Genomic DNA, 12,134 nt, shown 5'->3' with positions numbered 1-12,134 from the left:
CACTGTGACCGCCTCTGATCGTGCTCTCGCTCTCACCCAGGTCGCCGCGCAGGCGGCAGACTCCAAGCAGGGCGACGACCTGGTCGCGCTCGATGTCTCCGGCCCTCTGCCGCTGACCGATGTCTTCCTGATCGTCACGGGGCGCAACGAGCGCAACGTGCAGGCGATCGCGTCTGAGGTCGAAGACCGCATGATCGAGGCCGGCGCCAAGCCGTTGCGTCGCGAGGGGCGTGCTGAGGGGCGATGGATCCTGCTCGACTTCGGAGATGTCATTGTGCACGTGTTCCACGAAGAAGAGCGCCTGTTCTACTCGCTCGAGCGGCTCTGGAAAGACTGCCCCGTCGTGCCCCTGCAGCTCACCGAGCAGCAGACAGAACCCGCAGACGTCGACTGAACCGCGGCACGGTGCCGAATTGGTCGGGGGCGGCGGCGTGTACTACTCTGAGTGAGTTGTAACCGGCTCTTGAGCCGTCGCGCACGGGCCTGTGGCGCAGCTGGTAGCGCACCTGCATGGCATGCAGGGGGTCAGGGGTTCGAGTCCCCTCAGGTCCACCACGATCAGAATCCCGGTTTCGGCCGGGATTCGTCGTATCCAGCGCCTGCTGACCCGAGTGGCGGGGCGGCGCGCGGGAGGGTCGCCGCCCTGGGCGACGACCCGGTTCGAGAGGACCTACTGGTGAGCACCACTCCAGCCGTCCCGGGGGTCGACCCCGCCGTGCGCATGCACGCCATCACCGACGAGACCACCCAGATTGTCGACATGGTGCTCGAATACGCGCGTCGCCGCATCCTCAGCGAAGACACACCCCTCGACAAACCCTTCACGCCCGCCGAGCTTCGTCGGCTCGCCGGGGGCAGTATCAGCGCCGAGGGTATGGGTGCTCGGCGCGCGCTCTCGCTGTTCGAGAACGTGCTCGCTCCGTCGTGCATCACGACCGAGCATCCTCGCTATCTGTCGTTCATTCCCTCCGCGCCCTCGAAGGCCGCGACAGCGTTCGATCTCATTGTGTCGGCGACGGCCGTCTACGGAGGTTCGTGGCTCGAGGGTTCGGGTGCTGTCTTCGCCGAGAACGAGGTGCTCGCCTGGCTCGCCGCCGAGTTCGGGCTACCGGGCGGCGCGGGCGGGGTCTTCGTGCAGGGCGGCACCATCGGCAACCTCTCGGCACTGGTGGCCGCGCGCGATCATGCCGACCGAGAGCGCCGCGCGGCTGGTCGGCCGCGTCCTGAGCGTTGGGTGATCATCGGCAGCGCCGAGGCGCACTCGTCGATCAAGAGCGCCGCGAAGGTCATGGATGTCGACGTTGTCGCGATCCCCGTCGGCGCCAGCGGGGTCATGCACGGCGAGCAGGTGCGCGAGGCGCTTATCGAGCACGGTACGGCCGTCATCGCGGTGGTCGCGACGGGCGGGTCGACCAACTTCGGCATCGTCGACGACATCGCGTCGATCGCCGCTCTGAAAGACGAGCACGACTTCTGGCTGCACATCGACGGCGCGTACGGGCTCGCTGCCGCGCTCAGTGATGCCGCGCGGTGGCGGTTCGCCGGCATCGAACGAGCTGACTCGCTCATCGTCGACCCCCACAAGTGGCTCTTCACCCCCTTCGACTCGTGCGCGCTGCTCTACCGTGATTCCGAGATCGCCCGCGTCGCGCACACGCAGCATGCCGAGTACTTGGATGCCCTCACCGAGTCGACCGAATGGAACCCGTCTGACTACTCGGTGCAGCTGACTCGTCGCGCGCGCGGCCTGCCGCTGTGGTTCTCACTCGCGACCTTCGGGGCGCAGGCCTACCGCGATGCGATCACCGCGTCGATCGACCTCGCGCATGCGGTCGCGGCCGAGATCGAGCAACGCGACCATGTCGCCCTCGTGCGCGAGCCGCAGCTCTCGGTTGTGGTGTTCGAGCGCGTCGGCTGGCACCCCGGTGACTATGCGCACTGGTCGAACCGGCTGCTCGACGATCAGCACGCTTTCGTCGTGCCCAGCTCGCACGCGGGCCGCACGAACGCTCGTTTCGCGATCGTGAATCCCCGCACGACCCTCGAAGACCTGACGGGAATCCTCGACTCGATGCAGTGACCGCCGGGGTGCGGCGGCCCTACACTGACGATCGTGACCTCCGGCACGCCCGTGGCGCCGTTCGCCTCCGCGGCCGACGCTGCGCCTCCACGCCGAGGTGCGCCTGCGTGGGTACCGTGGGTCGTGACCCCGCTGGTCGCGCTGCTGCTCAGCGCGTCGCTCGATGCGGTCGATCTCGTCGCTCCCGACGCGCTCGGCGGAGCATCAGCCCGGTTTGTGCCATCTGAAGGTCAGCGCACCGTGATGGTCGCCGCTGACGGGGTCGAGACGGTCACAGAGCACACCCGCTCGCTCGGGGTCGAAGGCGCCTTCGCTGCTCCGCTGACGGTCACCAGCGCGCTGCTCGAGAGGCTCGGCGACGAGACGCTGCGCCGGGCCCAGTGGTGGAAGGCATCGCGGGTCAGCAGCATGGGGGAGCGCTTCACCGATCTGTACCGCCTGTCGGATGCGGGCATCGGGCAGGTCGCATCGTGGGGTGGGCCGGTCGGTTTCGTCTTCGAACCCGAGCTGCTCGTGCTGCCGGCCTCGGTGCAGCCCGGCGATACCTGGAGCGACAGTGGCACCGCCCTCGCCGGGGAAGTGCTGACGTACACCGCGACGTCGACTGCGCGCGCCGCTAAGGGCCCGTTCACCGATGTCGAGGGTCGGGAGATTCCCTTGACCGGCGGATGCATCGGGGTCGAGACGACTCTGCGACTCGAGAGCCCGGCAGACGGCTTCTCCACCGAACTGGTCGAAGCCGTCGTCTGGTGCCCCGGTCGAGGCCCGGTGTGGAGCAGCGGCACCCTTGACGGACAGGCGGTGGGGCAGGCTGAAGTGCGGCCCGCAGCGCTGCAGGCCGCTGATGCGGTGTCTGCGACGGTCGCAGCGTGGCCAGATGTCGTGACCTCGACCTCAAGGCTCGGCGACGGTCAACCGCTCGAGCTCGCGATCGTCGACCCCTTCTTCGGCCCGTCAGAGGCGAGCGGTCAATTCTGGGTCGCTCCCACCTCAACGGTCGACGGCAGGCTCGTCACGGCGAACGACCGCGGTGACGATGTGCAGGTGTGGAGCCTCGGTGACGGCGTCGCGACGCTCGACTGGGCGGGGCATCCTGGAGGAACGATCGTCGCCGTGGCTGCTGTTGGCGATCTCGTGCTCGCGACCACCTCGCAGCGTCAGGTCGTCGCCTACGACAGCACGGGCCGACGACTGTGGAGCTGGCCTGCCGACGAGCTCGTGCTCATCGCGCCGCACACAGCAGACGTGCGTGCCGCCGAGGTCGCCGTGGTCGCGCGCAGCGGCACGGTCACGGTGCTCGACACGGCGACCGGCTCGGTGCAGTGGTCGAGGTCGATCGGTGCCGACGCGCGCGCGGCCACTGCGATCCCGGGTGGCATCGTCGTCGTGGCCGACGAGCGCGAACGACTCACCGCGCTCGACGTCACGACGGGCGAGCAGGTCTGGCGCACTGATGCTGGTCTCGTCGATGTGCTGGCGGTCGACCCCGGAAGCGGGCTCGTCGTTGCGATGACAGAGTCGGGAGACCTGATCGGGCTCGAGGTCGACGACGGCGCAGAGCGGTTCTCGACCGTCTTCACCGGCATCGCGGTCGACGTCGCTTTCGGAGCCGGCATCGTCGTCGTGCTGTCTGATGAGCGCACCGTCGCCTTCGGGGCGATCGATGGCTCCGTGCGCTGGCGATCGCCCGGGGGAGTCAGCCTGCTCGGCTCGGGCGAGGTGATCGGGGTCGTTCAGCGGGGGTCGGTCGTGCTGCGCACGGTGAGTGACGGAGCGGTGATCGATGAGCGTGCCCGCGAATCTGAGCCGGTCAGCTCGAGTACCGCCGCCGTCGTGGTCGGCACTGCGATCGTGCTGGTGGAGAGCGATGGCTCCGTGCAGCGCTGGGTGCTCGAGTGAACGCCGTACGCAGGATCGGGGCTGGGATCGCACGGTTCTGGCGGGGGCTCATCAGCGAGCCGATCACGCGCGGCAGGCTCCGTGATACTGGGTGGCCCCGCGGGCTGGCTCCCGTCGTGCTCGTCGGCGTCGTCGCCTTCTGGCTTGCCGTGCTGCTCATCGTGACAGCCCCGCTTATTCGCGAATTCGCGCCGCTCACGGTCAGCGTCGCGTCGACGGTGCTGTCGCTGCCTCGCCTGATGCTCACGACCATCTTCTGGCTCGTGATCCTCTCGGTGGCGCTCATGCAGACGGCGGCGATCCACACGCGAGGGCGCACGACCGTCGCCTTGACGACTATGGCCTCGCTCGCTCTGCTGTTCATCGGCTCGCTCGATTTCGGCGTGGATGGCTCGGGAGGGTTCGCCCTGACCGCCGGCAAGCTGATCTCAGCGCTCGCGGTGATGTCGATCATCGTGCTCGTGGTGGCACGTCGGCGTGCGCGATTCGCGTGGTGGGAGTTTCCGCTCGTGCTCGGCATCATGGGTTTTGCGGCGGTCGTCGCCCTCGCACGATCGGCGGCGGAGAGTGCTCCGTTCGGCATCGACTTCGCGCCCACAGCGGCCTCGCTGGTCATGACGTCAATAGGTCTGCTGGCGGTTCCTGCGGCGCTCGCGGCCGGAGTCGCTGTCGCCGAGTTCGCTGTCACGGCCGCCACATCGGCCGTCGCAGCCCTCGAGAGGCCCCGAACCCGGGACCGTGCTGAGGTCGTCGCGCGCACGGTGCCGGTCATCCTGATCGCGGCGTTCGCCCTCGTCGCGGTCTGGCGCATCGGCGAACTGGTCGTCGGCTCCGCCGCGGGAGTCGGTGCGGTGATCGACCCCGTCGACCTGCCGCTCTCGATCGGCATCGTGGCGGCGATCGCAGGGGCGTGGTGGATCATCGGGCGCCTGCGGAACACCGCTGCCACGACGATCGACGACGTCATGCTGCGACTCGACGACGTCGGTTTCCCGGTCGCGGCCGCTCTGACAATCACTCTGGCGCCCGTCGTCGTACTGCTGCTGACCGCTCAGGTGCTCACGTCGTGGGGTGTCGGCACTGACACCGTCGGAGGAATGTTCGCAGTCGCTGACCTGCTGCGCAGTTCTGACACACAGTCGGTCGTTCGGCTACTGGTGGGCGTCGGCCTGCTGGTCTCGGCTGCGATGTCCGCTCGACGCGGCAGCCGTGGAATACCCGAGCTGCTCGCAGCGATCGCCGTGATCGCCATCGTCAGCGTGCTGCCGTTCGTCTCACCGTTGACGATCAGCTGGTCGTACGAGAGCATCGCGGCGATCATCGCGCTCTGCACTCTGCTGCTGGCGGCCGGTCTTGCCGTTCGTCGCCTGCTCGACGGCCGTCGGCTCGCGTTGCTAACCGTCGCACTGCTGCTGTCGGCCGCGGCGGCATGGCGCGATGTGCTCGCAGACCCGCTCAGCGTGCTCATCGGCGCGAGCGGAATCGCGCTCGTTCTGTTCGGCTTCATCTGGGGCTTCGTGACCGATGCCGACATCACCCATCGCGACAGCCACGCCTATCCCGCTTCTGCGCGGGTCATGCTCTTTCTCGCCAATGCCGTGTTCGGGGTGACCGTGCTCGCGTTCGGTGCACTCGCACGCGATCTGGGTGCGGCGATCGACCTCGACTCCTTCGCGCAGTTCGGAGACGAACTGCTCGGCACCGCTCTTATTCTCGCCTCGGTGATGGCGGTCTGGGCGAGTGCCGCTGAGAAGAATTCGGCCGATTCACCGGCGCCGCGGCCTAACGTGGGCGCATGACCGAACTCTCGCCCGACCCTGCCCTCGAGAGCGCACTGCGCACGCACACCGACTACGGCGTCGAGAAGCTCGAAGAAGCCGATCTCGCCGATGACCCGTTCGCGCAGTTCGCCGCGTGGCTCGCCGAGGCCGCCGAGCGCGAGGTGTACGAGCCCAACGCGATGGTGCTGGGCACGATCGACCCGGAAGGGTCGCCGTCGATCCGCACTGTGCTGCTGCGAGGCGTCGATGACCGAGGCTTCTCGTTCTACACCGACTACACCTCCCGCAAGGGGCGCGCTTTGCTGGCGAACCCCGCGGTCTCAGCCGTCTTCCCGTGGTACACCCTGCATCGTCAGGTCATCGTGTTCGGCGAGGCGCACCCGGTCGAGACGGAAGACTCCGACGCCTACTTCGCGGCGCGACCCCGCGGCGCGCAGGTCGCGGCGTGGTCGAGCGACCAGTCGCAGACGATCGCCTCGCGTGACGCGCTCGAGCAGAAGGTGCGGGATGCTGACTCCCGGTTCGCCGACGAGCCGCAGATTCCGCGTCCCGAGCGCTGGGGCGGGTTCCGCATCGTGCCGCGCCGTATCGAGTTCTGGCAGGGTCGAACGTCACGCTTGCACGACCGGCTGGTCTTCAGCCGGCAGGGCCATGGGGGCTGGACCGTCGAGCGTCTGCAGCCGTAGCGCGATCGCGGAATACAACTCGGCGCCCTCGTGTTGGCCCTGTCGATGCGAACGCATAGAATCGCGATCTAGGAGAGCAGGAGACCCTCATGGCCATCACCGACGCGCACGACCTCGAGCTCGGCATCGACACCTTCGGCGATGTGACGGCCGATGCTGACGGGCGACCGCTGCCGTACGGTCAGGTGATCCGCAACGTGGTCGAAGAGGGCGTCCTGGCCGACCAGGTCGGCATCGACGCGATCACGATTGGCGAGCACCACCGCGACGACTTCGCGGTGTCGGCACCCGACATCGTTCTGGCTGCGATCGCCGCCCGTACCGAGCGCATCCGTATCGGCAGCGGCGTCACTGTGCTCAGTTCTGACGACCCGATTCGTGTCTTCCAACGGTTCGCGACGATCGAGGCCATCTCGAACGGTCGCGCCGACATCATCATGGGGCGCGGTTCGTTCACCGAGTCCTTCCCGCTCTTCGGCTACCAGCTGCAGGATTACCAGACGCTCTTCGAAGAGAAGCTCAACCTGTTCGCCGAGGTGCACAAAGAGCAGCCCGTGACCTGGCAGGGCAGCACTCGGGCGCCGCTCGTCGACCAGATGGTCTACCCCACCACAGAGAATGGATCTCTGCGCACGTGGGTCGGCGTCGGGGGCAGCCCCGAGTCGGTCGTGCGGGCAGCGCACTACGGCTTTCCGCTCATGCTCGCGATCATCGGTGGTCAGGCCGAGCGGTTCGCGCCCTTCGTCGAGCTCTACCACCGTGCGCTCACGCAGCTCGAGAAGCCGTGGCAGCCCGTCGGTGTGCATTCACCGGGGTACATCGCCGACTCCGATGAGCAGGCGATGGAAGAGCTGTGGCCCGCCTACGAGCAGATGTTCGGTCGCATCGGCCGCGAGCGCGGCTGGGGCCCGACGACCTACGAGCACTTCCGTGCCGAGGTCGAGCAGGGCGCTCTCTACGTGGGCTCGCCCGAGACGGTCGCCCGCAAGATCGCCGACACGGTGTCGACTCTCGGCATCCAGCGCTTCGATCTGAAGTACAGCACGGGGCCGCTGCAGCACGAGAAGCTCATGCACGCGATCGAGCTCTACGGCACGCAGGTGATCCCGCGCGTGCGCGAACTGCTCGCCGAGCGCCTCGTGCCCAGCGGGGCCTGAGCGCGCTCGTTCCGCGCCGAGCGCGCTACTGACCGGTGACGACGGCGATACCCGTCGCAGCCGAAGCACTCTCGACGCTGCCCCCGTTGGTCAGGTCGCTGAAGCCGAGCGCCTCCATGCGGGCGATCGCTTGGCCGGAACGGTTGCCGCTGCGGCAGTAGACGAAGTAGGTGCCCGCCGGGTCGAGCTCGCTGATACGTGACTCGAAGTCGGCCGACTGCACGTCGATGTTGACGGCGCCCTCGAGGTGACCTGAGGCGAACTCGGCGGGGGTGCGCACGTCGATCACGACGGTGCCGGCGTCGAGCGCGACCGGCTCGGCGGTCGGCGCGCAGGCGGTGGCACCGAGAGCAAGGCCGAGGGCCAGGGTGATCGAGAGCAGAATGCGGCGCATAGCGGTTCCTTTGCGGTAGGGAGAAATCCAGTCTATCAGATACCCCCGGGGGTATTCTTTCGGGATCGCGTCTCTACACCCTGACGCACCAGCTTTTCGATCTCGACGATGACGAGCACCGTCGATCCGACCGCGAAGCAGACCACCCACTCGCTGAGTGACAACGGCGACAGCCCGAGAACCGCCGCGCTCGGCGCCCACGACATCGCGCCGGCCTGCAGCAACAGCGACCCTGCCGCCGTGATGAGCAAGAAGGGATTGCTCACCGGGCTCAAGGCGAACAGCGACCGATGCTCGGCCCGTGAGCTGCCGGCGTGGAAGAAGTTCATGCACACGAGCATCGTCAGGGCCAGTGTGCGCGCGTGGTCGTCGTCGTAGCCGGCGGCGGTCGCCCACGAGAACGTCACGAGAATGACCATGCCGATCCACGCGCCCGTCACGATGAGACGAATCCACAGCACGCGTGAGAGCAGCCCCTCGTTGCGTGACCGCGGCGGTCTGCTCAGTTCACCTCCTTCGGCTGGCTCAAACGCGAGGGCGACATCTTGTAGTCCGTTGGTCACCAGATTGATCCACAGGATCTGCACCGGCAAGAACAGGAGCGGTTGGTCACTGAACACATTGATCAAGACCGCGATGATGATGCCGAGTGCTGTCGACAGCAAGAAGAACGTCGCTTTGCGGATCGCGGCGAAGGTGACGCGGCCTTGGTGGACCGCGCCCACGATGGTGGCGAAGTTGTCGTCGGCGAGCACGAGGTCAGCGGCTTCACGGGCGACCTCGGTACCTGACTCGCCCATGGCCACTCCGATCGATGCGGCTTTGAGGGCAGGAGCGTCGTTGACGCCGTCGCCGGTGACCGCGACCACCTCGCCCGCCGCCTGCAATACCGTCACGATGCGCAGCTTGTCCTGCGGCGACACGCGAGCGGCCACGCTCGTCTCGCGCAGCCGGGCGACGAGCAGGTCGTCGTCGAGACGCGACATCTCATCTCCGGTGATCGCTGGACCGCGCCGAGGAATACCGAGGCGGTCGGCGATCGCCTCTGCAGTGGAAGGGTGGTCGCCGGTGATCATCTTCACGGCGATGCCGGCGTCCTGGCACGCGGCGATCGCAGCGGCCACGCCCGGGCGCGGGGGGTCGGTCATGCCCTCGAGACCGAGAAGGGTGAGTCGCGCAGGTATCGCAAGAAACCCGTCGTGCCCCTCGTCATCGTCGAGCACCCGCTCTGCAGTGGCGATGACGCGCAACCCGCGTGACGCCATCTCGTGGTTCGCGTCGGAGACCTCCTCGACGTCGATGGGTTCGTCAGCCACCACTGTGCGCATGGTCGTCGCCATGTTGAGCAGCTTGTCGGGAGAGCCCTTCACGTAGAGCATCCGGCGACCGTCGGGCAGCTGTCGCACAGTCTGGCAGTACCCCAGTTCTGGTTCGTAGGGAACATGCAGCAGGGCGGGCGCCTCGAGATCCTCGAGAGCGAGTGCACCGCTCTTGATCGCCACGATCGCCATGGCGACATCGACGGCGTCGCCAACGAATCCGGTGCGCGATTCGGCCGAGGCTCGCGCCTCATTCGTCAGCGCTCCCGCTCGCAGCGTCTCCGGCAAGAGCGGGTCAGGTCGTGCTCCCGTCGAGGGGGAGGCCAGCACAGTGCGGCCGTCAGGGGTCCAGACCTCCTCCACCGTCAGAACGTTCTGGGTGAGAGTGCCCGTCTTGTCGGAGCCGATGATCGTCGTCGATCCGAGCGTCTCGACGGCGGGCAGCGTGCGCAAGACGGCTCGCCGCTTCGCCATGCGTGCGACTCCGATACTCATGGCAATCGTGAGCACGATCGGCAGTGCCTCGGGAATCGACGCGACCGCGAGCGCCACCGCAGACAGAAAGACCTCCGCCAGGTCACCCCCGCTCACCGCCCCTGCAATGAAGACAACAGCGCAGACGGCGCCGATCAGCACACCGATGCGGCGTTCTAGTTGACGCGTGAGGCGCTGTAGCGGTGTCAGAGGCGAGGCACGTTGCACGAGTTCGTTGATGAGCCCGATCTCTGTGTGCGCCCCGGTGGCGACGGCGACGCCGGCGCCGCGGCCCGAGACCACGAACGTACCGCTGTACGCCATGCAGCTGCGATCGCCGACTCCTGACGAGCGCGCGACCGGTGCGATCTCCTTGGATGCTGGCATGACTTCGCCCGTGAGCATCGACTCGTCGATCTGCAGGGTGATGGCATCGAGCAGGCGCAGATCGGCGGCGACTCGTTCGCCGCTCGAGAGCAGCACGATGTCTCCGGGAACCACATCGCGAGCATCCAACTCGACCTCGCGCCCGTCGCGCACGACGCGGCAGTGCGGGCTCGAGAGCCGCGCGAGCGCTCGTACTTCAGATGCGGCTCTGCGTTCCTGCCAGAACCCGATCGAGGCGTTGAGCACGAGCACCACCATGATCGCCGTCGCGTCGACCCACTTCTGCAGCAGTGCAGTGATGATCGCAGCGCCCAGCAGGATGGCAATCAGCGGGCTCCAGAACTGCCGCAGCAGCGTTCGCCACCATGGCGTAGCAGGAGCGCTGACGAGCTCGTTGACTCCGACTTCGGCGCGCCGAGCGAGCACCTCTGTCTCGCTCAGCCCGAATGTCGAGGTGTCGAGTGCCTCCAGCACCTCGTCAATCGACTCCTCGTGCCAGGCGATGTCAGCGTCAGCGCTCATGATGGTGAGGGTACTCGGCCTTTCGATGCGCGACGCTTGCGTGTTTGACTGACCGCATGCCGAAGATAGCTCTGGATCGGCGGGCTCTGCTCGTCGCCATTCTCGCCGCGTTCGTCGCGTTTCTCGATGGCTCGATCATCACGGTGGCGCTACCCGCGATCACCGACGAGCTCGGCGGTGGCCTTCCGGTGCAGCAGTGGGTTGTCGACGCGTATCTGATCACACTCGGGGCGCTGATCCTGCTCGCTGGCTCGCTCTCCGACCTGCTCGGCCGCATCGCCGTGCTCCGCATCGGGCTCATTGGCTTCGGCATCGCGTCGATCGCGTGCGGGCTCGCACCCACGGCCGAACTGCTCATCGCAGCACGAGCCGCCCAGGGCGTCGCTGGCGCGTTGCTCGTACCCAGTTCGCTCGCCCTCATCATGGGCACGCACCGTGGCCCTGCGCAGTCGCGAGCAATCGGTCTCTGGACGGCATGGACGTCGGCCGCGTTCATCGTCGGCCCCCTGCTCGGTGGTGTGCTCACCGACCTGCTCAGCTGGCGCTGGGTGTTCTTCATCAACGTCGTGCCGATCGCCCTGACGATGCTCCTCATGGCGCCGATGCGCAACGAGCCCGCTGCCGTGCGCACACCTATCGACGTGTGGGGTGCCGTGCTCGGCGCATTCGGGCTCGGGGGTGTCGTCTTCGGTCTCATCGAGCAGGCGAACTACGGCTGGCAGTCTCCGGTCGTCATTGTGCCGATCATCGTCGGCGTCCTGAGCCTGATCGGCTTCATCGTGCGCCAGGCGACGGCGCAGCATCCGATGATGCCCCTCTCACTGTTCCGCAACCGCAATTTCGCCGTCGGCAACCTCGCGACAGTCGCGATCTATGCGGCGCTGTCGCTCTCGACGCTCGTGCTTGTGCTCTTCTTGCAGCAGGCCGCAGGTCTCAGTGCGACCGCATCGGGTCTCGTCATGCTGCCGATCACGATCATGCTCATCGCGTTCTCGTCACTGTTCGGCACGCTCGCCGGCCGGTTCGGTTCGCGGTGGTTCATGACGGCGGGGCCGCTCATCGCTGCGGCGGGCCTGGTGTCGATGCTGGCGATCGACGTGCCCTTCGACTTCGTGCCGCAAGCGCTGCTCGGCGTCGTGCTGCTCGGGCTCGGGCTCGCCGTCACGGTCGCCCCGCTGACCTCGGCCGTGCTCGGCGCGATCGAGCCCGCTCGGTCGGGCATCGCATCGGCTGTGAACAACGCCATCTCTCGCATCTCAGGGCTCGTGGCGATCGCGTTGCTCGGCGCTGTCGTGGGCACGGTCGTCGACGCGGCATGGCTCGACCGTGCGCTGCAGCTCTGCGCCGCGCTTCTTTCGATCGGGGCAGTCGTATCGGCGATCGGCATTCGGCGGGTGGCCGAGCCTGAAGAGGTCGAGGCCGCAGCGCGCTAGAA

General features: G+C 67.5%; 9 protein-coding genes and 1 tRNA gene. 8 read left to right on the top strand and 2 right to left on the bottom strand.

The window, feature by feature from the left end:
• Nucleotides 1-4: 4 nt before the first annotated feature.
• The 7 genes from rsfS to KL788_RS01380 all read left to right on the top strand — a co-directional run bounded on the left by rsfS (nucleotide 5) and on the right by KL788_RS01380 (nucleotide 7,603).
• Nucleotides 5-394 carry a ribosome silencing factor gene (gene rsfS, locus KL788_RS01410; RefSeq protein ID WP_293167813.1) on the top strand — a complete coding sequence of 130 codons (390 nt, stop codon included), beginning with the start codon at nucleotides 5-7 and terminating at the stop codon, nucleotides 392-394.
• Between the two features lie 85 nt (nucleotides 395-479).
• Nucleotides 480-555, top strand: a tRNA-Ala gene (locus tag KL788_RS01405).
• A 121-nt stretch (nucleotides 556-676) separates the two neighbouring features.
• Nucleotides 677-2,080, top strand: coding sequence for a pyridoxal phosphate-dependent decarboxylase family protein (locus tag KL788_RS01400; RefSeq protein WP_293167811.1), 1,404 nt, complete (start codon nucleotides 677-679; stop codon nucleotides 2,078-2,080).
• Between the two features lie 33 nt (nucleotides 2,081-2,113).
• Complete coding sequence (locus KL788_RS01395) at nucleotides 2,114-3,979, top strand: PQQ-binding-like beta-propeller repeat protein (RefSeq protein ID WP_293167809.1); 1,866 nt, start codon at nucleotides 2,114-2,116, stop codon at nucleotides 3,977-3,979.
• Between the two features lie 116 nt (nucleotides 3,980-4,095).
• Nucleotides 4,096-5,778, top strand: coding sequence for a hypothetical protein (locus KL788_RS01390; protein ID WP_293167807.1), 1,683 nt, complete (start codon nucleotides 4,096-4,098; stop codon nucleotides 5,776-5,778).
• Complete coding sequence (gene pdxH, locus KL788_RS01385) at nucleotides 5,775-6,446, top strand: pyridoxamine 5'-phosphate oxidase (protein ID WP_293167805.1); 672 nt, start codon at nucleotides 5,775-5,777, stop codon at nucleotides 6,444-6,446. Before KL788_RS01390 ends, pdxH begins: the two co-directional genes overlap by 4 nt.
• Before the next feature lie 89 nt (nucleotides 6,447-6,535).
• Nucleotides 6,536-7,603, top strand: a complete 1,068-nt coding sequence (locus tag KL788_RS01380) for an LLM class flavin-dependent oxidoreductase (RefSeq protein ID WP_293167803.1) — start codon at nucleotides 6,536-6,538, stop codon at nucleotides 7,601-7,603.
• Between the two features lie 25 nt (nucleotides 7,604-7,628).
• Here KL788_RS01380 and KL788_RS01375 read toward each other — a convergent pair whose 3' ends face one another.
• Both KL788_RS01375 and KL788_RS01370 read right to left on the bottom strand, forming a co-directional pair.
• Nucleotides 7,629-7,997 (bottom strand): rhodanese-like domain-containing protein, encoded by a 369-nt coding sequence (locus tag KL788_RS01375; protein ID WP_293167801.1) that lies wholly within the window; start codon nucleotides 7,995-7,997, stop codon nucleotides 7,629-7,631.
• 35 nt (nucleotides 7,998-8,032) lie between these two features.
• Nucleotides 8,033-10,699 (bottom strand): cation-translocating P-type ATPase, encoded by a 2,667-nt coding sequence (locus tag KL788_RS01370; protein ID WP_293167799.1) that lies wholly within the window; start codon nucleotides 10,697-10,699, stop codon nucleotides 8,033-8,035.
• A gap of 56 nt (nucleotides 10,700-10,755) precedes the next feature.
• On the opposite strand from KL788_RS01370, the gene KL788_RS01365 reads away from it, so the two are divergent.
• On the top strand, nucleotides 10,756-12,132 hold the full coding sequence (locus tag KL788_RS01365; RefSeq protein ID WP_293167797.1) for an MFS transporter: 1,377 nt from the start codon (nucleotides 10,756-10,758) through the stop codon (nucleotides 12,130-12,132).
• The last annotated feature ends 2 nt before the right edge of the window (nucleotides 12,133-12,134 follow it).

The sequence above is a fragment of the Microcella sp. genome (assembly GCF_019739195.1).
In the GTDB taxonomy this organism is placed as follows: Bacteria; Actinomycetota; Actinomycetes; order Actinomycetales; family Microbacteriaceae; genus Microcella.
The sequence above is the reverse complement of the archived record's forward strand: the minus strand, read 5'-3'. Positions and strand labels throughout refer to the sequence as shown.